This is a genomic window from Pseudomonas tructae (genome assembly GCF_004214895.1).
GTDB classification, from domain to species: domain Bacteria; phylum Pseudomonadota; class Gammaproteobacteria; order Pseudomonadales; family Pseudomonadaceae; genus Aquipseudomonas; species Aquipseudomonas tructae.
In genome coordinates this window covers 5,064,836-5,087,253 of sequence record NZ_CP035952.1, presented here as the reverse complement: position 1 = coordinate 5,087,253, position 22,418 = coordinate 5,064,836, and the positions used below count along the sequence as shown (strand labels likewise).

Annotated in this window: 18 protein-coding genes; 11 read left to right on the top strand and 7 right to left on the bottom strand. The window is 63.2% G+C overall.

The window, feature by feature from the left end; all coding sequences use genetic code 11:
* Positions 1 to 58 precede the first annotated feature (58 nt).
* Positions 59 to 2,581 (top strand): fimbria/pilus outer membrane usher protein, encoded by a 2,523-nt coding sequence (locus EXN22_RS23230; RefSeq protein WP_130266259.1) that lies wholly within the window; start codon positions 59 to 61, stop codon positions 2,579 to 2,581.
* A gap of 465 nt (positions 2,582 to 3,046) precedes the next feature.
* Entirely contained in the window at positions 3,047 to 3,892 is an 846-nt protein-coding gene (locus EXN22_RS23225) for a fimbrial protein (protein WP_165392255.1), read from the top strand.
* Between the two features lie 92 nt (positions 3,893 to 3,984).
* Here the strand turns inward: EXN22_RS23225 and EXN22_RS23220 are convergent, their stop codons facing one another.
* Entirely contained in the window at positions 3,985 to 4,884 is a 900-nt protein-coding gene (locus EXN22_RS23220) for a chemotaxis protein (RefSeq protein WP_130266257.1), read from the bottom strand.
* Between the two features lie 80 nt (positions 4,885 to 4,964).
* Positions 4,965 to 6,518: a nitric oxide reductase transcriptional regulator NorR gene (gene norR, locus EXN22_RS23215; protein ID WP_130266256.1), complete on the bottom strand. Its 1,554-nt coding sequence runs from the start codon at positions 6,516 to 6,518 to the stop codon at positions 4,965 to 4,967.
* 153 nt (positions 6,519 to 6,671) lie between these two features.
* On the opposite strand from norR, the gene hmpA reads away from it, so the two are divergent.
* Together hmpA and EXN22_RS23205 are read left to right on the top strand one after the other, a co-directional pair.
* Complete coding sequence (gene hmpA, locus EXN22_RS23210) at positions 6,672 to 7,853, top strand: NO-inducible flavohemoprotein (RefSeq protein WP_130266255.1); 1,182 nt, start codon at positions 6,672 to 6,674, stop codon at positions 7,851 to 7,853.
* 171 nt (positions 7,854 to 8,024) lie between these two features.
* Entirely contained in the window at positions 8,025 to 8,492 is a 468-nt protein-coding gene (locus EXN22_RS23205; protein ID WP_130266254.1) for a phosphate-starvation-inducible protein PsiE, read from the top strand.
* Positions 8,493 to 8,561: 69 nt separating this feature from the next.
* Here EXN22_RS23205 and EXN22_RS23200 read toward each other — a convergent pair whose 3' ends face one another.
* The 4 genes from EXN22_RS23200 to EXN22_RS23185 all read right to left on the bottom strand — a co-directional run bounded on the left by EXN22_RS23200 (position 8,562) and on the right by EXN22_RS23185 (position 13,001).
* Positions 8,562 to 8,969 (bottom strand): HPF/RaiA family ribosome-associated protein, encoded by a 408-nt coding sequence (locus EXN22_RS23200; RefSeq protein WP_130266253.1) that lies wholly within the window; start codon positions 8,967 to 8,969, stop codon positions 8,562 to 8,564.
* 178 nt (positions 8,970 to 9,147) lie between these two features.
* Complete coding sequence (fecA, locus tag EXN22_RS23195; RefSeq protein WP_130266252.1) at positions 9,148 to 11,487, bottom strand: TonB-dependent Fe(3+) dicitrate receptor FecA; 2,340 nt, start codon at positions 11,485 to 11,487, stop codon at positions 9,148 to 9,150.
* Between the two features lie 90 nt (positions 11,488 to 11,577).
* Positions 11,578 to 12,510, bottom strand: coding sequence for a FecR domain-containing protein (locus EXN22_RS23190; RefSeq protein WP_130266251.1), 933 nt, complete (start codon positions 12,508 to 12,510; stop codon positions 11,578 to 11,580).
* Positions 12,507 to 13,001 carry a sigma-70 family RNA polymerase sigma factor gene (locus EXN22_RS23185; RefSeq protein ID WP_130266250.1) on the bottom strand — a complete coding sequence of 165 codons (495 nt, stop codon included), beginning with the start codon at positions 12,999 to 13,001 and terminating at the stop codon, positions 12,507 to 12,509. Before EXN22_RS23185 ends, EXN22_RS23190 begins: the two co-directional genes overlap by 4 nt.
* Positions 13,002 to 13,220: 219 nt before the next feature.
* On the opposite strand from EXN22_RS23185, the gene EXN22_RS23180 reads away from it, so the two are divergent.
* The 7 genes from EXN22_RS23180 (at position 13,221) to EXN22_RS23150 (ending at position 21,528) form a co-directional block, all read left to right on the top strand.
* Complete coding sequence (locus tag EXN22_RS23180) at positions 13,221 to 15,188, top strand: ligand-gated channel protein (protein WP_130266249.1); 1,968 nt, start codon at positions 13,221 to 13,223, stop codon at positions 15,186 to 15,188.
* A 75-nt stretch (positions 15,189 to 15,263) separates the two neighbouring features.
* A complete protein-coding gene (locus tag EXN22_RS23175; protein WP_130266248.1) occupies positions 15,264 to 15,569 on the top strand; it encodes a DUF3649 domain-containing protein in 306 nt (101 codons plus the stop codon).
* Positions 15,566 to 17,140: a PepSY-associated TM helix domain-containing protein gene (locus EXN22_RS23170; protein WP_130266247.1), complete on the top strand. Its 1,575-nt coding sequence runs from the start codon at positions 15,566 to 15,568 to the stop codon at positions 17,138 to 17,140. Before EXN22_RS23175 ends, EXN22_RS23170 begins: the two co-directional genes overlap by 4 nt.
* Positions 17,140 to 17,466 (top strand): DUF3325 domain-containing protein, encoded by a 327-nt coding sequence (locus EXN22_RS23165; protein WP_130266246.1) that lies wholly within the window; start codon positions 17,140 to 17,142, stop codon positions 17,464 to 17,466. Before EXN22_RS23170 ends, EXN22_RS23165 begins: the two co-directional genes overlap by 1 nt.
* Before the next feature lies 1 nt (position 17,467).
* Positions 17,468 to 18,052, top strand: a complete 585-nt coding sequence (locus EXN22_RS23160; protein WP_177414042.1) for an RNA polymerase sigma factor — start codon at positions 17,468 to 17,470, stop codon at positions 18,050 to 18,052.
* On the top strand, positions 18,049 to 19,023 hold the full coding sequence (locus tag EXN22_RS23155; protein ID WP_130266245.1) for a FecR family protein: 975 nt from the start codon (positions 18,049 to 18,051) through the stop codon (positions 19,021 to 19,023). Before EXN22_RS23160 ends, EXN22_RS23155 begins: the two co-directional genes overlap by 4 nt.
* 102 nt (positions 19,024 to 19,125) lie before the next feature.
* Positions 19,126 to 21,528: a TonB-dependent siderophore receptor gene (locus tag EXN22_RS23150; RefSeq protein ID WP_130266244.1), complete on the top strand. Its 2,403-nt coding sequence runs from the start codon at positions 19,126 to 19,128 to the stop codon at positions 21,526 to 21,528.
* Here the strand turns inward: EXN22_RS23150 and EXN22_RS23145 are convergent.
* The gene (locus tag EXN22_RS23145) at positions 21,525 to 22,400 is read right to left on the bottom strand and encodes an AraC family transcriptional regulator (protein WP_130266243.1); all 876 of its coding nucleotides are present in this window, start codon (positions 22,398 to 22,400) and stop codon (positions 21,525 to 21,527) included. The two genes, EXN22_RS23150 and EXN22_RS23145, sit on opposite strands and share 4 nt — an antisense overlap.
* Positions 22,401 to 22,418: the final 18 nt, after the last annotated feature.

Below are 22,418 nucleotides of genomic sequence, written 5' to 3'. Positions count from 1 at the left end.
GGGCCGACCCGGACTATCGCAGAGCCCGCTTGCGCAGGCTTCGAATCGAGTAAGTGCAATGTTTGAGTTACCGTGCCCCTGGCGAACCCCTCGTTCTGCCGGCGGCCTGCCGCTGGCCGTGATTTTTACCCTGGCCGCAGTGGCAGGCCCTGGCAGCGCCCATTCGGCCACTTTCGACAGCAGTTTCATGCAGTCTTTTGGCGGCGGATCGGCCGGTCCCAACCTTGACCTGGAAGCGATCGCGCAGAGCACCCAGATTGGCCCCGGCGTATATTCGGTGTCGATCCGCTTGAACCAGAGCTTTTTCGATCGGCGCGAGCTGCGTTTCGATGACCAGGGCGCCGGGGAGGTTGCGGCCTGCCTGACGCCGGCGCTATTGCTGGACATGGGCGTGAAGCTCGACGCCTTGCTCGACAAAGCGCAACTGGCCACGCTCGATTGCGTGGACCTGGCTGCAGTGATCGACGGTGCCGCCGTCAGCTTCGATGCGGCCTACCTGGTGGTGGATATCATCGTTCCGCAAATTGCCCTGCAGCGTGATGCGGTGGGCTATGTCTCGCCCAGCGAATGGGACGATGGCATCAATGCCGGCCTGCTCAACTATCAGTTTGTCGCCGCCCAAGGCCACAGCGACGACCAGGGCAGCAACAGCCAGTACAACCTGTACCTGAACGGTGGCCTGAATCTCGGCGGCTGGCGCCTGCGTTCCAATGCCTACCTGAGCCAGGATTCGGTGCTGGGGCGCCAGTGGCAGCGCTCCAATACCTATGCCCAGACCGACTTGCCGGCAACCTTTGGCACCTTGACCCTGGGCGACAGCTTCACGGCGGGCGACGTTTTCGACAGCCTGCCGTTTCGCGGTGTGCAACTGGCAACCGACATGGGCATGTGGCCGGACTCGCTGCAAGGCTATGCCCCTGTGGTGCGCGGCGTGGCCGAAACCCGGGCGAAGGTGGAGGTGCTGCACAACGGCTACTCGCTGTACTCGACCTACGTGCCCCCGGGGCCGTTCGAAATCGATGACCTCAACGCCGCAGGCGGCAGTGGCGATCTGGAAGTGATCATCACCGAGGCCGATGGCCGTGAGCGACGCTTTACCCAGCCCTATGCGACGCTGGGTAACCTGATGCGCGAAAAGGCCTGGCGCTACAGCCTGACCCTGGGCGAATACAACGCCGCCGACGAAGGCGAGCGGCCCAAACTCGGCCAGGCAACCCTGGCCTATGGCCTGCCCGCCGACTACACCGTGTATGGCGGTGTGCTCGGCAACGATTTCTACCAGGCCACGCTGCTGGGGCTGGGCAAGAACCTTGGGCATTTCGGCGCGGTTTCGCTGGATGCGACCCAGGCCCGCACCGACGGTGCCGATGGCCGGCGCGACACTGGCCAGAGCTATGGGTTGCGCTATGGCAAGGCGTTCGCCACGGGTACTTCGGTACGTTTTGCCGGATATCGCTACTCCACCAAAGGCTATCGGGACTTTGCCGAGGCCGCCTGGCAGCACGACAATGCCAGCTTCGATCGCGCCACCAAACGCAGCCGGGTGCAGGCCAGCGTGGCCCACAACTTTGCCAGCACCGCCTTTTACCTGAACCTCAGCCAGCAGGACTACTGGAATACCTCACGGCGTGAACGGCAGCTGCAACTGGGTATCAACACCCAGTACCGCGGCGTCAGTTACGGGTTGTACGCGAGCAAGAGCCTGGTCGATTCGTTTGGCCAGTCCAGCCAGGTTGGCCTGAGCGTTTCCTTGCCCTTGGGCGGTGGCAGCAGTGCCAACCTGGCACTGACACGCAACGATGATGGCAGCTATGACGAACGGGCCGGGTTTCGTGGGCGGGCCGGTCGTGATGGGCACCTCTCCTACAACATCGATGCCAGCCACAGCGAGCGCAGCGGCTCGTCCGGTTCGGCGTCGGTCAATTACCTGGCGCCCTTCGCCCAGTTGGGCGCCGGGCTCAGTGCTGGCGAGCGCTTTGAGCAGGCCAGTATCAACCTGGCCGGCTCCCTGATCGCCCATGCCGATGGCATGACGCTGGGGCATACCCTGGGTGAGACCGTGGGCCTGGTACACGTGGCCGATACCGCCGATGTCGGCGTTCTCAACGCACCAGGTACCCGCACCAATGCCGATGGTTATTCGGTCATCCCCTACATGACGCCTTACCGCAAGAACCGGGTGAGCCTGGACACCCAGGATCTGGATCACAACGTCGATATTGATAACGGCGTGACCCAGGTGGTGCCGCGGCGAGGGGCATTGGTCAAAGCTTCGTTCGAGGCCAAGCGCTCCGAGAAGATCCTGCTCAACCTGCGTCTGTCCGAGGGTGGTCATCCACCGTTCGGCGCCCAGGTGCTCGACAGCGAGCAACAGTCGGTCGGCGTGGTCGGGCCGGGTGGGCAGGTGCTGCTGACCTTGCCGGAGACCAGCAACCAGATTCGAGTCCGGTGGGGCAAGGCGGCACACCAGCAATGCCGGGCATCGCTCGACACAAGGAGCCCGGAGCTTGCCAGTGACACCTATCGCCAGGTGCAAGCGACCTGTCAGCCCATTACCGATGACGCAGGAGTGACACCGTGAGAAAGCTAACCAAGTGGTGCGCTCGCTCTTGGTTGCTCCCCCTTTGCAGGGCAGATAAACCCCGGGACGATAGGGCTCACTTTTTTCGCGCGTTACATTCAGACAGGGCGCGACCGGCCTGAAGCAGGCTCTGCCAATGCGGCTGCCGGGTTCACTATCACTTACAAATGAGTCGAGCGACATCAGTATGCAACCGCAGCGGCTCGGGCATTGCGGTATTTTCAAGAATGCGAGAGGCAACATCATATGAACGCTCACTGCTTGAACAACTGTCGCCGGCTACTGGCTGCGTTGGTTTTTAGCGCGCCCTGTACAGTGTGGGCCTGCGACTTTGCACCGGGCTATTTTCTTAACGTCAACCTGAATGCGGGGGCGCTGTATGTGCCCAGAGACGCCCCGCCTGGCACGGTGATCGGAGCTCGACAGGTCTCAGTACATGGCCTCAATCCCGCTCAACTGTGCAGCATGGCTGCGGTGTACACGGTCAGCTCGCCGTTGCGTGCTGAATATGGTTCGCCGTTGGTTAGCGCGGGGGAGGTGGTGCTGCATACGGATATCCCGGGCGTTGCCGTAGTGGTCGATACGCGACTGTCACCGGCTTCATGGGAATCGCCCCACTGGAACTATGTGCCAGGTACTGGGCTTAACCGCTCTGGCGTACCTTATGTGGCACACAACCTGGGGGTAGTCGATGGGGGCTATGCCAGAGTCTTTGACGTAACCCTGGGCTATCGGATCATCAAGACCGGCCCCATCGACCCTGGCAATGGCCCGCACTCGCTGTCAGGCGTGACGCTGGCTCGTTTTTCGAGCAGCCGTATCGGCCCTATGATCGACATCAAGATCAACAGCGGTACCTTGACCGTCGCGCAATGCAGCCTGCCGTCCGCGCCGGGCAACCAGATCAAGGTCCCCCTGGGGAGCTGGAACCAGAGCGCCTTCAACGGCCAGGGTTCATCGACCGATGCCTCAGCTTTTTACATTCCATTGAGTGGTTGCAGCAATGGCAGCGGTGCGGCGAACAACCACTTCGCCCACATCCGCCTGGACCCACGCAATGGCTCCACGGTGGTCGACGGTCCGCGCGGGATCGTTGGCCTGACGGCTGACTCCACGGCCACGGGCGTGGCCGTGCAGGTGCTCAAGGAAGATTTGAGTCCGCTGGCCTTGAACGAGGATGTCCCCATCCGGCGATTGCAGAACGGCAGCATCACCCTGCCCATGGCCGCACGTTACATCCAGGTCGGCGATGCCGGGCCTACGGGAGGCATTGCCAATGCGGCGGTCAACTTCACTATTACCTACCGATAGCCACTAGCGCGGTGGTGGATACTCGGAACGCCGGGCGCCTAATTGTGCCTGAGCGTCAGGCACATTCAAGCGCAGCACTACCTGGCTGTGTTTCAGCGTTCTGCAAAAGCCACGGCGCGGGCGGCGACGATCAGGCAGTCGGTCAGCTCCGGCGAAGAGAACTTGGTCAGCACCGCATTGGCCCCCACTTCCTTGGCTTTATCGCTGTTCATGGCGCTGTCCAGCGAGGTGTGCAGCAAGACATACAGGTGCTGGAAGTCAGGGGTTTCGCGCAGGGTGCGGGTAAAGGCGAAACCGTCCATTTCGGACATCTCGATGTCCGACACCACCACGTTGATCTCGCGCTCGGTGCCTTGCAGCTCCAGCAGGGTGTTGATCGCATCCTTGGCGCTGCGCGCGGTGTGGCATTCGATGCCGAGGTTGCGCAGGGTATGCACCGATTGCTGCAGGGCCACCTGGCTGTCATCGACCACCAGGATATTGGTGGCGCCCAGCACCGCGGAATCCTCGGCACTGAGCACGGAGGTGAGCACTTCGCGCTGTGGAGGGGCGATGCCGTGGATGACCTTTTCGATATCCAGTACCTGCACCAGGGTGTTGTCGACCCGGGTCACGCCGGTAATGAACGACTTGCTGCCCGAACCGAACGGTGGCGGTTTGATGTCGGTGCTCAGGCAGTGGACGATCTTGCTCACCGCCTGCACGTGCAGGCCCTGCTTGGAGCGGCTGATGTCGGTGACGATCAGGCAGCCACCCTGCGGATCTGCCAGTGGCCGCTCGCCGATGGCCCGCGACAGGTCGATGACCGACAGTGAATTGCCGCGCAAGGTGGCCACGCCCTGGACGTGAGGGTGCGACTCCGGCAGCTTGGTCAGCGGCGGGCAGGGGATGATTTCACTGACCTTGAGCAGGTTGATCGCCATCAGCTTGCCGCTGCGCAGGGTGAACAGCAGCAGCGACAGCGAGTCCGCGCGGGCATTTTGCGACGCCATAGGCACCTTCAGGGCAGAGTAATTGGGGGAGATGCCAGGTTATCGACCCGGCAGCCCGGGGCTTTAATCACTCGGTGCAATCAGCGTAGACCCAAGCGCCGTGCCAGGCGACTCAGATTTGCCCGGTCCAGGCCCAGCTCGCGGGCGGTGCTGGCCCAGTTCTGCTGGTGGCGTTCAAGGCAAGCCTGGATCAACTGGCGCTGGTAGTCGTCCAGGGCCTGGCGCAGGTCGCCGCTGGGCAGTGGCTGATCAGCCAGCGCGGTGGTTTGGGCTGGTGTCGGGAAGGCCTGGACCGGGCGCAAATCCAGGTCGGCAGCCTCCAGGGTGAGGATTTTTGGCCGTTGCGCGTGTTGCCCCAGGGCCTTGAGCGCCGAGCGACCGATCAGGTGTTCCAGCTCCCGGACATTGCCCGGCCAGCCGTAGCTGCTCAGCGCAGCCTGGGCCTCGGCACTCAGGCGCAAACTGCCCAGGCCCATGCGTGAGCGGTTCTGCTCGAGAAAGTAGCCGCTGAGCAGCAGTACATCGCGGCCGCGCTCTCGCAGTGGTGGCACCAGCAGCGGGTACACGCTCAGGCGATGGTAGAAGTCGGCGCGGTAGCGTCCGGCGCGTACTTCTTCTGCCAGGTCGCGGTTGGTTGCCGCGATCAGGCGCACATCCACACGGTGCTCCTGGTCCGAACCCAGCCGTTGCAGCTGCCCGCTCTGCAGCACGCGCAGCAGCTTGGCTTGCACGCTCAACGACAACTCGCCGACTTCATCGAGAAACAGCGTACCGCCATTGGCCAGCTCGAACTTGCCGCGCCGTTCGCCCACCGCGCCGGTAAAAGCGCCACGCACATGACCGAACAGCTCGCTCTCGACCAGGGTGTCCGGCAGCGCCGCGCAGTTCAGGCTGATCATCGGCCTGGCTGCGCGGCTCGAGGCCTGGTGGATGGCCTGGGCCACCAGCTCCTTGCCGACCCCGGTTTCGCCGGTGATCAACACCGTCAGGTCGCTGCTGCCGACCAGGCGGATTTCTTCCAGCAGGCGTTTGTGCGCCTTGCTCTGGCCGATCAGTTCCTTGTGCTGCTGACCGCTGGCCTGGCGATAGACTTCGGCGCGCTGGTGTTCGTCTTCGACGCGCAGGGCCAGGTGTTCGATGCGCTCGGCAACATTCACCGTGGCCGCCGCCAGGCTGGCAAAGGCCTGCAGGGCATCGAGCTCGACCTGCTGGAACTGCTCCGGGTCCAGCGCATCGAGGGTGATCAGGCCCCAGGGCCGTTCATCGACAAACAGCGGGCAACCCATGCAGTCGTGCACCTCAAGGTGCTGGTGCAGGCCTTCGACCAGGCCGTCGTAAGGGTCGGGCAGCGTGCTGTCGCTGGCGAAGCGGGTCGGCTCGCTGCGGCTGAGAATCGCGGCGAAACGAGGATGCTCATCGACCTTGAAGCGCCGCCCGAGGGTGTCGGTGCTCAAACCGTTCACCGCCAGTGGTACCAGCCATTCACCGTCCAGGCGCAGCAGGGCGGCGGCATCGCACGGCAGCAGGCTGCGCATGGCTTCGAGCAGGCGCCGGTAGCGTTCGCGCTCGGGCAACTCGCGGGACAGGTCGCTGACCAGGGGCAGCAAAGCGGTGAGCAGGGATTTTGCGGTCATAATGACTCCTGTAAGTCGAAATGACTATATCGCAGTTGTTGTCTTTATGACTCATTTGTTTGTAAGTTATTGATTTTTAATAATTTAATAGTTGGCACGAAAGCTGTAATAGCTCAGGCATTCATCAAGAAGCCACAGGCTCAGGAGTCATCCATGCTCAATGCCCAGGATCGTGCAATCGTCAAAGCCACCGTACCTCTGCTGGAAAGCGGCGGTGAAGCGCTGACCACTCATTTTTACAAACTGATGCTCAGCGAGTACCCGCAAGTGCGTCCGCTGTTCAACCAGGCGCACCAGGCCAGTGGCGACCAGCCACGGGCGCTGGCCAACGGCGTGCTGATGTACGCCCGGCACATTGACCAGCTTGAGCAGCTCGGTGGCCTGGTCGGGCAGATCATCAACAAGCATGTGGCCTTGCAGATCCTCCCGGAACATTACCCGATTGTCGGCAGCTGCCTGCTGCGCGCCATTGAAGAAGTCCTCGGCAAAGACATCGCCACCCCCGAAGTGATTGCCGCCTGGGGCGCGGCCTATCAGCAACTGGCCGATATCCTCATCGGTGCTGAAAGTGACGTCTACGCGCAAAAGGCCGCAGCACCTGGTGGCTGGCGCGGTGCGCGCGAATTCACGCTGGTGGAGCGGGTCGAGGAGAGCAGCGAGATCGTCTCCTTCTATTTTGCCCCGGTCGACGGCGGGGCGATCCTGCAGGCCGAACCAGGCCAGTACATCGGCCTGCAACTGATCATCGACGGCCAGGAGCAGCGCCGTAACTACTCGCTGTCGGCTCTGAGCAATGCCGGCCAGTACCGCATCAGCGTCAAGCGCGAAGCCGGTGGCAAGGTCTCCAGCTACCTGCACGAGCAGTTCGCCGTGGGCGATACCCTCAACCTGTTCCCGCCATCGGGCGAATTCACCCTGAGCGCCAGCGACAAGCCGCTGGTGCTGATCAGCGGTGGCGTCGGCATCACCCCGACCCTGCCGATGCTCGAAGCTGCGCTGGCCAGCGGGCGCCTGGTGCACTTCATTCACTGTGCGCGCAACGGCGCGGTGCACGCCTTCCGTGACTGGGTCGATGAACTGGCGGCGCGCCACCCGCAGGTCAAGCGCTTCTACTGCTACGCCGAAGACGATGGCCACAGCCAGCCGGCGGATGCGCTGGGCCTGCTCAGCGCCGATCAGCTCGGCCAGTGGCTGCCGCAAGAACGTGACGTGGATGCCTACTTCCTCGGCCCCAAAGCCTTCATGGCCACCATCAAGCGCCACCTCAAGGGCCTGGGCGTGCCCGAGCAACAGAGCCGCTATGAGTTCTTCGGCCCGGCGTCGGCCCTGGAATGAACACGCTGCGGTAACCGCGAATTGAAAGGATGAAGGCACAGCCAGCGATGGCTGTGCCTTGCGGCATTCGGTCGCCTTCTCAAGCAGGGGGCCTGGCCTCTTTACTGCATACCGACAAAGCGTCATGCGCCTGGCGCATCATCCTTCCAGCCGTATCAAGGAAACCGTATCGTGAGCATCAATTGGGCTGACAAACTGCGCAAGCGCCTGCATGGCTCGGCCGACTCGCTGGGCAACCTGTGCGTCGAGGCGTTCCATTACCTGGCCCTGTTCGGCATCGGTGGCATCACTGCCTACGCGGCCGTGGTCACCTTCATCGAGATGCTCGGCAAGGGCGTCAGTGTCGACGACATCCTGCTGCTGTTCATCTACCTCGAACTCGGCGCCATGGTGGGGATCTACTTCAAGACCAACCACATGCCGATCCGCTTCCTGTTGTATGTGGCCATTACGGCGCTGACCCGCCTGCTGATTGGCGATGTTTCGCACCACAAGGCGCCGGATGTGGGGTTGTTGTACGTGTGTGGCGGCATTCTGTTGCTGGCGTTCGCGATCCTGGTGGTGCGCTATGCCTCGTATCGTTATCCGTCGACCAAGGCCATCGATGCCAGTGGCAAGGAAATCGAGGAAGCGAAGTAACAGACGCAGGACGCTCCTACAAAAAAGGCGAGCCCTTGGGGCTCGCCTTTTTAGCGTCTGCGTTACGGCTTATCCGTTGAGTCGAGCTTGCTCGTTCTCCAGGAATTCTTCCTGCAACAGCCCGTCATTCTGGGCGTCGTCAATGCCTTGATTGGGGACCGCGCGTTTGCTGCGCAGCTTGCCGTAGAAGTGCTCCAGGGCGTGGTCCAGTTTGATTGCGGCACCTTCGACAGCCTGGTCGAGGGATGCGGACTTATGGCTTACGGAAATCGGTTGATGGCCTTTTGGGCGTGCCTCCATCTGGCAGCGTTTGTCATGCGGACCAGGCTTGTCGCCATTCTCGTCGCGCAGGTGGACCTCGATGCGGGTGAGGTCTTCTTCAAAACGTTCGAGCGTGCTTTCTACCGTGCTGCGGACCCACTCTTCCAGCCGGATGTTGCCTTGAATATGGTTGTCGCTATTGACTTGGATTTGCATAGTTCAATCCCTTATTCAGCTAGCTCGCAAGAGAATCGACGGGGCCTTGGCGGCCTGTGAGAACCATCGCCTCTTGACTACAAGGTCAGGCAGTTGGCGGAACAATTCAAGCCCTTTTGAAATAAAAATATCTTGTAGCAAAAAGCCCGGCGGCGGCCGGGCTTTTGCATGCGCTGGATCAGAACGCGACGGAGGTCTGCAGGTATACCGTACGAGGTTCTCCTACGTACTTGCCCTTGTTGTTGTCGTCGAACGAGCGGGTGTAGTACTGGTGATTGAAGATGTTTTTCACCCCCACGGCGACGTTGAGGTTCGACAGTTGCGGGCCGAAATCGTAGGCCGCACGGCTGCTGAACAGCATGTAGCCGGGGATGCGTCCGGTGCTGCCGTCGGCGCTTTCGGCCGAGGTGTTGGCATTGTCGGCGAACTGGTCGCTTTGGTAGGTGCTGTCGAGGTTGAGCTTCCACTGGCCCTCGGTGTAACCAATACCCAGGGTGCCTTTGTGGCGTGACGAGAAGGGCACACGATTGCCCTTGTTCGGCCCGTCTTCGCGGATTTTCGCATCGACAAAGGCATAGGTGGCGTACACGTCGAAACCTGCCAGTGCCGGGTTCAGGCCTTCGAGGGCGTACTTGACGCTGGTCTCGATGCCCTGGTGGCGGGTTTCACCGCGGGCGATCACCGAATCGTTGGTCTGGTTGCTTTCGTACTGGTTATCGAAGTTGATCAAAAACGCACCGATTTCGGCTTGCAGGTTGCCATTGTCGTAGCGCGTCCCCAGCTCCCAGGTGCGGGCTTTTTCCGGTTTCACTTCGCCGCTGCTGACCCGGTTGGGCATCTGGCTGTACTGCACGCTGCCGAACGAGCCTTCGGTGTTGGCATACAGGTTCCAGCTGTCGCTCAGGTGATACATCACGTTGAGCGCCGGCAATGCGGTGTTGTAGTCGCCCTGGTAGCGCTGGCCGGTGAGCTTGTTGGATTGCTCGGAGTCGATCATCTCGTAGCGGATGCCCGGGGTGATGGTCCACTGGCCTATGTCGATGCGGTCATCGAGGAAAATCGCATGGGCGTCGGTGCCGCCACGGGTGTCGCGGTCGTTGCGGCTGGCGGTGGTTGGCAACTGGTTGGCGGCGATCGGCTCGCGGTAGCGCAGTTCATGGCCTGCTTCGTTGATGTAGCGGTAGCCGACGCCGACTTCGTGCCAGCTTTCACCGAGGGCAAAGCCCTGGGAGAAGCGCGTTTCGATGCCGCGTACCCAGTACTCGCGCGGCGACAGCGAGACGAAAGTGCCCTGGTCCAGGTAACCGCTGCGCAGGGTCTTGGTGAAGAAGCTGTTAACGCTGAACTGGCGGGCGTCTTCCTTGTAGTCGTAGCCGAAGTTGAACATCGTCCGGCGGCCCCAGAACTTGTCTTGCAGGCGGGTCGACTGATACGGGTCGGCATCGTAGTCGGCGACGCTCAGGCCGCCGGGCATCTGCGCCTCGCCCTCGTAGTACTGGGCCATGGCGTGCAGGCTGTTGGCTTCGTCGAGCTGGTACTTGCCCTTGAGGATCAGGTCGTCGATCTGCGTATCGCTGTGCTCGCGCCAGTCACCGCCACGGGTGCCGGAGTAGAGCAGGGCGCCGCCCAGGCCGTTGGCGTTGGTGCCGCCGGCCAGCAGGTTGGCGCTGGTCTTGAAGCCGTCATGGCTGGACGAGGGGCTGGTCTGGGTCTGGAAGCCGGCCTTGACCGTCGGCTCGTCGGGGATCGCCCGGGTCACGAAGTTGACGATGCCGCCGACGTTCTGCGGGCCGTAACGCACCGCGCCGCCGCCGCGGACCACGTCCACCGCGTCCATGTTGCCCATGCTGATCGGGGCGAACGATAACTGCGGCTGACCGTAAGGGGCGAACGGTACCGGGATGCCGTCCATCAGCACGGTGGAGCGTGAGGCCAGGCGTGGGTTGAGCCCGCGAATACCGAAGTTCATTGCCATGTCATGGCTGCCGGTGCCGTTGTTTTCCGGGGCGTTGACCCCGGGGATGCGGTTGAGCACTTCGCGGGCGGTGGTGGCGCCGCTGCGTTCGAATTCTTCACGGCGGATCACGTCACGCGCACCGGCGTGTTCGAAGACGTTGTCTTGCTGCGCCGCGCCCAGCCAGTCGCCGACCACGGTGGAGGCGCCGAGCTCGACCGGCGCGTTGACGGCGGCGAGCGGTTGCAGGCTGAAGGCATTCTCGCCCTCGGCACGCGCTTGCAGGCCGGTGCCCTGCAACAGCGCGTCGAGGCCTTGTTGCGGGCTGTACTGGCCGTGCAGGCCGGGGCTTTGCACGCCACTGGTGACCTGCGAGCCGAAGGAAATCAACACACCGCTTTCGCGGCCGAACTGATTCAGCGCGGCTTCCAGGCTGCTCGGAGCGATCTGGTAGGTGCGCGCCGGGGCCTCGGCCGCCTGGGCGGCAAGCGTGGTGAAACTCAGGCTGGCACCCAGCAGCAGGGTGCGCAGGGCCTGGGCAAGTGGACTCGGTCGAAGGGGCATGCGGGAGGTCCTTGAGAAGGTCGAAGCAAAGGGTTCTGCCTTCTCTGTCACGCGAGATTTAAAAACGGCTCAGGTCAGTTGAAAAAAGTTTCAGGCCCGCGCTTGGACCGTCACCCAGTAGCGGGTAAAGCGCCGCACGCGCACCGGCAGCGCTACTTCGAGCAGGTCGAGAATGCGCTCGCTGTCGGCCAGCGGATAACTGCCGGAGATCAGCAGGTTGGCCACCTCGGGCGCGCAGTTGAGCTGGCCGCGACGGTAGCGGCCCAGTTCCTCGAGGAACGCGCCCAAGGGCATGTGCGCGGCCATCAGCATGCCGTCGACCCAGGCTCCGGCATTGCTGTCCAGGGCTTGGCTGGCCTGCCATTGCGGACCATTGAAGCGCGCTTGCTGACCGCTTGGCAGGACCTTGCCGGCCAGGCTGGCGCTGCCTTCATACACCGCCAACTGGCTGTACTGCGGGAACTGGCGCAGGTTGTAGCGACCGTTGCTCAAGTTCACCAGGCCATGTTCGGTGAGCAACTGCAGCGGTCGCGTATCACGGGCCACGGTCAGTTGCAGTTCACCTTCGAGCAGGCGCACCAGACGCTGGCTGGCATCGAAACGCACATCAGCGGCGCTGCGGGTGTTGAGCTGCAACAGGCTGCCGTCGTCCAGGGCCAGGCGCCGACGTTCGCCCACCGGGCTGCGGTAATCGGCCAGCAGCGTCGGCAGCGGGCTGTGTTGGTGCAAGGCCAGGCCGCTGGCGCTGCCGACGCCGAGGATCAGCAGGGTTTTCAGCGCCCGTCGGCGGCTGGCTGAACGCGGTGCCTGCAAGGCTGCATGGGCAAGCGGCGAGGACAGGCCACGTAAACGCTGGTTGATCCGCTCAATGTGCTCCCAGGCGCGTCGATGGCTGTCATCGGCCTGCAACCATTGCTGCATCGCCTGCTGCTGACGCGCATCGAGGGCGCCGCCCTGCAGCTCGATCAGCCAGTGCACGGCCTGTTCGGCCACCTGCGGGGAAAACGCCTGATGGCTGCTCACAGGGCAAAGTAACAGCGCATGGCCGCCTTGTTCAGGTAGCGCTTGACCGTGGCCAGGGAAATGCCCAGTTGCGCAGCGATCTGGCTGTAGCTCAGGCCGTCGACCTGGGCCATCAGGAAGGCCCGTTTGACCGGCAGGGGCAGGCCGTCGAGCAGGCGGTCGAGCTCCAGCAGGGTTTCGAAAATGATTGCCCGGTGTTCTTCCGACGGCGCCAGTGCTTCGGGCAACTGCGCCAGGGCCTGCAGGTAGGCACGCTCCAGGTCCTGACGACGGTAGTGGTTGCACAACACCCGTTTGGCCACGGTGGTGAGGAACGCCCGCGGCTCGTTGAGCAGTGGCGTGTCGCGGGCCTGGAGCAGGCGCATGAAGGTGTCCTGGGCCAGGTCTGCGGCGCTGTCGGGGCAGCCGAGGCGGCGGCGCAACCAGCCGGTCAGCCAGTTGTGATGGTCGACGTAGAGGCCTTCGAGCGAGGAAGAGGGAGCGCTGGGCACCGTGAACACTCCGGCGCCAGTATGCGCAACAGAATAAGAATTGTTCGCATTGTAGTGAAAGGTGCTGCCCGTCGGCAATCGGCGCCTGACTGACGGGCGTAGCAGAGGATCGGGAAAATGTAAAAAACGTAAATACGCTTTACTCTCATTTGAGAATAAATAGCATTCGCTCCCTAGATGAATTTACGCAACATTTACATTTCTCAGGGAGAGGTCCTCGTGTCCCCGACTTTCAGCAAATCCTGCCTCGCGCTCACCCTCTGCTCGTTGTACAGCGCCCACGCCACCGCCCAGACCCAGCCGCTGGAGCTGGACAACATGGTGGTGACCGCGTCGGGTTTCTCCCAGCAGATCAAGGATGCGCCGGCATCGATTTCGGTCATTACCCGCGAGCAGATCGAGAACAAATCCTACCGCGACGTCACTGACGCCCTGCGCGATGTGCCAGGGGTGGTGGTCACCGGCGGTGCCAGCTCCAGCGACATCAGCATTCGCGGCATGGCCTCCAAGTACACCCTGATGCTGGTCGACGGCAAACGCCAGGACTCGCGCGCCACCCGCCCCAACAGCGATGGCGCCGGTATCGAACAGGGCTGGATGCCGCCACTGGAAGCGATCGAGCGCATCGAAGTGGTGCGCGGGCCGATGTCGTCGCTGTACGGCTCCGACGCCATGGGCGGGGTGATCAACATCATCACCCGCAAGGTCACCCCGCAGTGGTACGGCGGCATCCGCACCGAAACGACTTTCCAGGACCGCTCCGACTCGGGCGACTACAACAGCACCAACGCCTTCATCTCCGGGCCGCTGGTCGACAACCTGGTCGGCCTGCAACTGTACGGCCAACGCTCGCGCCGTGACGAAGACCACATCGTCAATGGCTTCAACGAACAGAGCACCGACAGCGCCACGGCCAAGCTGTCGTTCACTCCGGACGAGCACAACGACATCACCCTGGAAGCGGGCAAGTCCGAGCAGGAACGCAATTCGCACAAAGGCCGTTCGGCGAGCCGATCCGACAGCCGCAACGACTACGACCGCACCAACTTCTCGGTGACCCACTCCGGGCGTTGGGACAGCCTCACCAGCGAGAGCTACCTGCAGCGCGAGAAGATCGAGAACCCGGGCCGGCGCATGGAGCTGGAAAACACCGTGCTCAACTCGCAGGTGTCGTTCTTCAGCGATTCGCACATCACCACTTTCGGTGGCCAGTACAAGTACGAAGACCTCAGCGATGAAGGCAACCAACTGGCCTCGGCGGCCAGCGTCAACCAGCTGACCCGCTGGTCCTGGGCGCTGTTTGCCGAAGACGAATGGCGCCTGACCGAGGCCTTCGCCCTGACCGGCGGCCTGCGCATGGACCGTGACGAAAACTACGGCACCCACTGGTCGCCACGCTTGTATGGGGTTTATCACCCGACCGAGCAGTGGACCATCAAGGGCGGTGTCTCCAGTGGTTATCGCTCGCCGGACATCCGTGCGGCGGTGGATGACTGGGGCCAGATCACTGGTGGCGGCGGCGACCCGGCAATCATCGTGGGTAACTCCAGCCTCAAGCCGGAGAAGAGCCTGAGCCAGGAAATCGGTTTCATCTGGGACAACCTCGAAGGTTTCTCCACTGGCCTGACCCTGTTCAATACCGACTTCAAGGACAAGATCACCGAGACCCGCCGTTGCACCGACAGCACCGGCAATGCTTCGGGCCAGTGCCAGATCGGCGGCACCTCGTACAAGTTCATCAGTGACCGGGTCAATGTTGACGAAGCACAGATGCGCGGCGTTGAAGCGACCCTGGACTGGGACATCACCCAGACTGTGTCGCTGGCCACCAACTACACCTTCACCGCCTCCGAGCAGAAGAGTGGCCCGCAAAAGGGCAAGGCCCTGAACCAGATGCCACGGCACATGTTCAACGCCACCCTGGACTGGCAGGCCACTGATCAGCTGGGCACCTGGGCGCGCCTGAACTACCGCGGCAAGACCTCGGACTACCTGGGCCGTACCACCATGTCCGACGGCACGCCGTCGTACACCTTCGTCGACTTCGGCGGCACCTACCGGGTGACCAAGAACGTCAAGCTGCTGGCCGGTGTGTACAACGTCTTCAACAAGGAAGTGGACTACGACAACTACCAGACCGTACTGGACGGTCGTCGCTACACCCTGGGTGTCGACCTGTCGTTCTGATCCGTCTGGCCTGCGGCTTTGCTTGTGAGAATATAAATCATTACTATTGTGCGCTTCTCGTAATGGACCGATGCCATGAAAAGCAAAGCCGCCAGGCTACCCATCAGCTATCGCCTGGCCGTGACCTCCCGCAGCCTGGCTGCCGTGTTCGGTGGTTACCTGCTGGCGGCCATGGCCAGCGTCTGCATCACCCTGCTGTTGCCGGTGCCCCGTGCCGAGGCGGTGATCAGCGGCATGATGCTGTCGTTCCTGTTCTACCTGGTGGCCTTCCTCTGGTGCTTCGCCTGTCGTAGCGCCTGGCAGGCCTGGCTGGGTGTACTGCTGCCAAGCCTGGTGCTGGGTATGATCAACGGACTGGTCTACTGGATGAAAAACCCATGAAAGAGGGCTTTCGCCAGGCCATGGCCTGGCTGCACACCTGGACCGGGCTGATCTTCGGCTGGTTGCTGTTTGCGATTTTCCTGACCGGGACAATGTCCTATTTCAAGGAAGAAATCAGCCATTGGACCCAACCGGAAGTGCCCAGCCGGGCGCTGGATCCGGCGGCGAGCCTGGACCTGGCCCAGCGTTACCTGCAGGAGCACGCGCCGACGGCGGGAAGCTGGTTCATCCAGTTGCCCAACGCCCGGGAACCGGCGCTGAGCGTGAGCTGGCCCAAGGCGGGTGGTGGGCGCCGTGACTTCACCTCCAAGACCCTCGACCCTGCCACCGGCACCGAATTGCAGGCGCGCGAGACCCGTGGCGGCGAGTTCTTCTACCGCTTCCATTTCCAGCTGGAGATGCCTCACCCCTGGGGCCGCTGGCTGTCGACCTTTGCCGCGTTCATCATGCTCCTGGGCCTGGTGACCGGGATCATTACCCACAAGAAGATCTTCAAGGAGTTCTTCACCTTCCGCCCGGGCAAGGGCCAGCGTTCCTGGCTCGATGGGCATAACGCCATTGGCGTGCTGGTGCTGCCGTTTCATCTGATGATCAGCTACAGCAGTCTGGTGATCTTCATGGCCATGGTCATGCCGGCCAGCATCATCGCCAGCTACGGCGACAACACCCGTGGCTTTTTCAACGACCTGTTCGGCGGCCAGAGCCAGGTACAGGCCGCTGGCACCCCGGCGCCGTTGCTGCCCTTGCCGCAGCTGTACGCCAAGGTCCAGGAGCAGGCACCCGGGGCCAATCTTGCGTGGGTCGAGGTGCAGAACCCAGGTGACCAGAACGCCCGGGTACGTTTCGCCCGCCATGCCGGTGACCGCATCGCTCACCAGCGCGGTGGTGGCTGGCTGTTCGACGGGGTTAATGGCACGCTCGAAGGCGGCAGCCAGATCGAGGCCACGCCGGTGCTGATATCAGGTGGTATGTATGGCCTGCACATGGGGATTTTCGCTGGCCCCTGGCTGCGCTGGCTGTACTTCTTCTTCGGCCTGGCCGGCACGGCGGTGATCGGTACTGGCCTGGTGATGTGGCTGGGCAAGCGTCAGCTCAAGCATGCCAAGAGCGGTGTCCAGCCGTTCGAGTTGCGCCTGGTCGAGGTGCTCAATATCGCCAGCATGAGCGGCCTGCTGATCGGCGTGGCGGCGTTCTTCTGGGCCAACCGCCTACTGCCGATCGGCGTTGAAGACCGCGCCGACTGGGAGATCAACAGCTTCTTCCTGCTCTGGGCGTTGTCGCTATTGCACGCCCTGCTGCGCCCCGGCCGGCGGGCCTGGGCCGAGCAACTGGGCCTGGGCGCGCTGATGTGGGCGGCCTTGCCGCTGCTCAACGGCCTGGCCACCGGCCAGGGCTTGAACCACTCGATTGCCGTGGGTGACTGGGCCATGGCCGGTTTCGACCTGACCGCGCTGGCCAGCGGTCTGTTCCTGGCCTGGGCTGCCAGCAAGATGTGGCGGGCGCCGGTGGTTGCGGCCAAGCGTGCGCCCAAAGCTGCGCCCGGCAAGCTGATCGAAAGCGAGGTGAACTGATGCTGGCCATTGCCCTGTTTGGTTTTGCCGGCTTTGCCGCCCTGTGCCTGGCCATGGAAAAACACTACAAGGACCTGCTTGGGCAAAAGCCCGGCGGTGCGCGGCTCAAGGCTTTGCGGGTGGCCGGTTGGCTGCTGCTGACCCTGGCGCTGCTGCTGGCCGTGCGCCACAGCGGTTGGGCCATGGGCCTGGTCGAGCTGTTCGCGGTGCTGATGGCCGGGGTCACCCTCTGGGTGTTTCTCTTGCCTTACCAGCCACGCCTGTTGCTGGGCTTGGCGGCGGCCAGTGTGGTGCTGGCGCCATTGACTGTCCTGGCCTCATTGTAAATTGGTCAACGAGCCGCTCGATCTGCCCGCCGAAGGTGCTAATGACGCCGACGGGGCAAGTGGGCGTGCGCGTTTCGTGCAGGTGTTCCTCGCGCAGCGGGCGCAGATGGAAGCCCTGGTCAGTCGCCGTATCGGCTGCCGGGCGACGGCCTCGGACCTGGTCCAGGAACTGTTCCTGCGCTTCTGGCGCCGCCCGCAGGTCAAGGTCGAGGCGCTCGATACCTACCTGCTGCGCTGTGCCGGTAACATTGCCATCGATCACCTGCGCAGCGAAGGTGCTCGCGAGCGGGTCAACGATAGCCTTCAGCTGGAGGTGGCCGACGATCATGTCAGCGCACCGCACGTAGCACTGGAAGTGAACAGCGACCTGCAGCGCATCGAAGCGGCGCTGCGTGAACTGCCTGAACGTACCCGGCAGATCTTTCTCCTCAACCGTATCCACGGCCGCAAGTACGCCGAGATCGCCAAGGCCATGGGCTTGTCCCAGAGCGCGGTGGAAAAACATATGATGCGCGCCCTGGAGGCGTGCAAGGCGAGTGTTGCGCCGCCGCCAGCCAGCACGCGCAAGCCAGGGAAAGCACCATGAGCGACATCACTGCCGAGCAGCATCAGGCCGCTTTGGGCTGGCTGAGCCGGATCAACGAGCAACCGCAGCTCGCTGAACGCGCCGAGTTCAAGCGCTGGATGCTGGCGCACCCGGCCCATGCCCGCGCTTTTGCCCAGGCCCAGACGCTGTGGCGCCTGAGTGAAACGCCGGCGCGCCGGTTGGCGGCCGAAGATGACCTGGCCCTGCAAGGCTATTTGCGCGCCATGCAGCAACCGGCAGCGGGGCGTACCTGGCGCCGCATTGCCAGTTTCGCTGCCGCCGCTTGCCTGGTGCTGGCCCTGGGCACTGCCGCGGGCTGGCATCCGGCTTACTGGCTGGATGATTTGCAGGCGGATTACGTTACGGCGCCAGGGCAGGTCGAGGAAGTGGTGTTGGCTGACAACTCGCACATGACCCTCGATGCCGGCAGTGCCGTTTCTGTGGACTTCAGCCACGGTGAGCGCCAGGTGACGATCCGCCGGGGCGCGGCGTTCTTTCATGTCACCCACACGGGCGAGCCGTTCGTGGTCGAAGCGGCAAAAGGCGAAACGCGCGTGCTGGGCACTCGCTTCGAGGTGCGCAAGCTCAATGGCGGTGCGCGGGTCACTGTGCTCGATGGCCGGGTGGCGGTGACCGCTGCGCCTGGGCGTTTACAACAGCAGTTGAACGGCGGCCAGCAGGTTGGTTATCGCGACGGCACCGCCAGCGCTGTCGAAGCGGTGGACAGCGAATCGCGCCTGGCCTGGCGCCAGGGCTGGCTCAATTACTACCAGGTGCCGCTGAGCACGGTGATCGATGACCTGGCCCGCTACTACCCAGGGCGCATCATCGTGCTCGACAGCGAGCTGGGCAAACGCAAGGTCAGTGGCAGCTTCCCGGCCAGCCAGCCGCTGGCGGCGCTGGACTCGCTCGGCGCGGTGCTGGGTTTCAAGCGCAATACCTTGCTGGAACGGGTCACGCTGATTCGCTGAAAATATTTTCAAAAAGTGATGAGGTAAGTTCACGCGACAACCGTGTAGTGAGTGAAAGTGCGATTCATTCGCATAAACGTCACTCCTTCACAGGTTATGGTCATGAAGTTCACACCCTCGGCAGCGCGCGGCTTTTCAATCTGGCTCAGTGTCTCGGCGCTGGCCGCAGGTAGCGCGCTACCTCTGGGGGCGGCCGCCGCGCAGCAGGTTTACCTGTTTGCCCAGCCAAGCAAGCCGCTGGTGCAGGCGCTCAATGACTTCAGCCGCCTCACCGGGCAAAGCGTGATCTACACCACCGACCTGCCAGCCATTGAGGCACCGGCGCTCAATGGCAGCCTCAGTGCCGAGCAGGCCCTGCAACAACTGCTGGGCAATTGCGGCCTGGCCTTTCGCCGCGTCGACGCCCGCACCCTGACCCTCGAAACGCTGGATGCCAGCGGTGCGCTCAAGCTCGATGCAACCACGGTCAACTCGCAAGCCGATGCCGATTACAGCTACCAGCCGCCGCAAGGCAGCTCGGTGATGCGCAGCCAGGCAGCGATCATGGAAACGCCCCAGGCGATCAACGTGGTACCGGCCCAGGTACTCAAGGACCAGGCACCGCGTAACCTCGATGATGCCCTGGCCAATGTCAGCGGCGTGACCCAGGGCAACAACTTTGGCGGCACCCAGGACACGGTGATGAAGCGCGGCTTTGGCGACAACCGCGATGGCTCGATCATGCGCGACGGCATGCCTATCGTGCAGGGGCGCAGCCTCAATGCCACCACCGAGCGGGTCGAAGTGCTCAAGGGCCCGGCCTCTTTGCTGTACGGCATCCAGGACCCGGGCGGGGTGATCAACGTGGTCAGCAAACGGCCGCAACTGCAGCGCTACAACGCCTTGAACCTGCGTGGCTCCACCTACGGCAGTGGCAAGAACGGTAGCGGCGGCGGCCTGGACAGTACCGGTGCACTGGGCCAGAGCAACGTCGCCTACCGGCTGGTGCTCGACCATGAAGACGAAGACTACTGGCGCAACTTCGGTACCCACCGCGAATCGCTGGTGGCACCGTCGCTGGCCTGGTTCGGTGAAGACACCCAGGTACTGCTGGCCTACGAGCACCGTGAGTTTCTCTATCCGTTCGATCGCGGCACGGCCATCGACCCGCGCACCAATCACCCGCTGGACATCCCCAGTACCCGCCGCCTGGACGAGCCGTTCAACGACATGCAAGGGCGCTCGGATCTCTACCGCCTGGAGGTCGACCATCAACTCTCGGATGACTGGAAAGCCCACTTCGGCTTCAGTTACAACCGCGAAACCTACGACGCCAGCCAGGTACGGGTGACTGGCGTCAATGCTGCCCGCGGCACCCTGACCCGGAGCATGGACGGCACCCACGGCGCGCTCAGCAGCGACCGTTTCGCCACGGCAAGTCTTGAGGGCAAGGTGCAACTGGCGGGCATGCAGCATGACCTGCTGTTCGGCCTGGATAACGAGTACCGCAAGGTCTACCGCGCCGACCTGATCCGGCAGGGTAGCCTGAGTACCTTCAGTTACCTGAACCCGGTGTATGGCCGCGAAGTCGAGGGCACCAGTGTGCGCGACAGCGACAGTGCGCAAACCGACAAGCTGCGCAGCGATTCGCTGTTCTTCCAGGATTCGATCCACCTCGACGAGCACTGGATCCTGGTTGCCGGCGCGCGCTACCAGATGTACGACCAGCTCGCCGGACGCGGGCGGCCGTTCAAGGCCAACACCAACAACAATGGCCAGGCCTGGGTGCCGCGCCTGGGGCTGGTGTACAAGGTTGACGAGCAGCTGTCGTTCTATGGCAGCTACACCGAATCGTTCAAGCCCAACTCCAGCATCGCCCCGTTGACCGGTGGCCTGGTGCTGGATTCGGGTGTCGAACCGGAGGAGGGTAAATCCTGGGAGCTGGGTGCCAAGCTCGACATGCCGGGGGCACTGACCGGCACCCTGGCGTTGTTCGATATCCGCAAGCGCAATGTGCTGGTGGCCAACTTCGACTCGGCAACCGGCGACACCCTTTACAGCAACGCCGGTGAGGTGCGCTCGCGGGGCGTAGAGCTCGACCTGAGCGGCCAGTTGAGCGAGCACTGGAGCCTGATCGGCAACTATGCCTTTACTGACGCTGAAGTCACTCAAGACCCTGCGCTCGAGGGCAATCGTCTGCAGAACGTGGCGCGCCACAGCGGCGCGTTGTCAGCGGTGTATGACGTGGGCAGCCTGTTCGGTGGCGACCGCCTGCGCCTGGGCGCCGGTGCGCGCTATGTCGGTGAGCGAGCGGGTAACGCCGAAAATGACTTCGAGTTGCCGGGCTACACCGTCGCCGATGCCTTTGCCAGTTACGAAACCCGCCTGGACGAGCACAAGGTGCGCTTGCAGTTGAACGTCAAGAACCTGTTCGACCGCACCTATTACAGCTCGGCGGTGAACCGCAATTTTGTTTCGGTGGGCGATGCGCGCCAGGTCAGCCTGTCCAGCACCCTGGAGTTCTAAACACTGAAAGCTGCCCGGTAGGCACCGGGGCTCGCCCCCAGGGCCTGACGGAAGCGGTTGCTGAAGTGGCTGGCGCTGGCGAAGCCGCAGAGCAGGGCCACGTCACCCAGGGGCAGTTGACCGTGGCGCAGCAGCTGACGCGCCTTGGCCAGGCGTCGGGCCAGCAGGTACTGGTGTGGCGGCAGGCCGAAACTTGTGCGGAACATTCGGGCGAAGTGGTATTCGGAGAGGTTGCACAGCGCCGCCAGTTCGCCCAGGGTCAGCGGCTGATCCAGATGCGCTTCGACATACTCGCTCAGTTGCCGGCGCTGGTAGGCAGCCAGCCCGCCCTTCAAGCGCAGGCCCTGGCGCACGCCGACCTGGCTGAGCACGGCATGGTCGAGAATCTCGTGGGCCAGGCTGCTGGTCAGCAGGCGTTCGGCGGGCTCGTCCCAGTCCAGGGCAATCAGCTGACGAAAGCGCCGGGCCTGCGCGGGGTCGTCGAGAAAGGTCGCTTCCTGCAATTGCAACTCACGGGGTTCACGGTCCAGCAGGCTGATACAACCGAGGGCAAACTGCTCCTGGCTGATGTACAGGTGTGCGAGGCGGATCGAACCGTTGACTACCCAGTGCGAAGCTGAGCCTGCCGGCATGATGCACAGCTTGTCGGGCGCGCCGGTGTGGCCGGGGCGGTCGCGGCGAAAGGTGCCGGTGCCGTCGGCGATGTAACACGACAGGGTGTGGTGGCTGGGAGCCTCGTAGTCGCGGGCGTCATGGCGGTTGTTCCACAGGGCCGCAGCCAGGCCGTCACCCAGGTGCGCGCTGTGCTCCAGGCGGGCATGGGGTGAGTCGTGCATGGCTTTGAAGACTTGCAGTTGGTCCAACGACGTCATGGTTGCTACCTCTGTTGG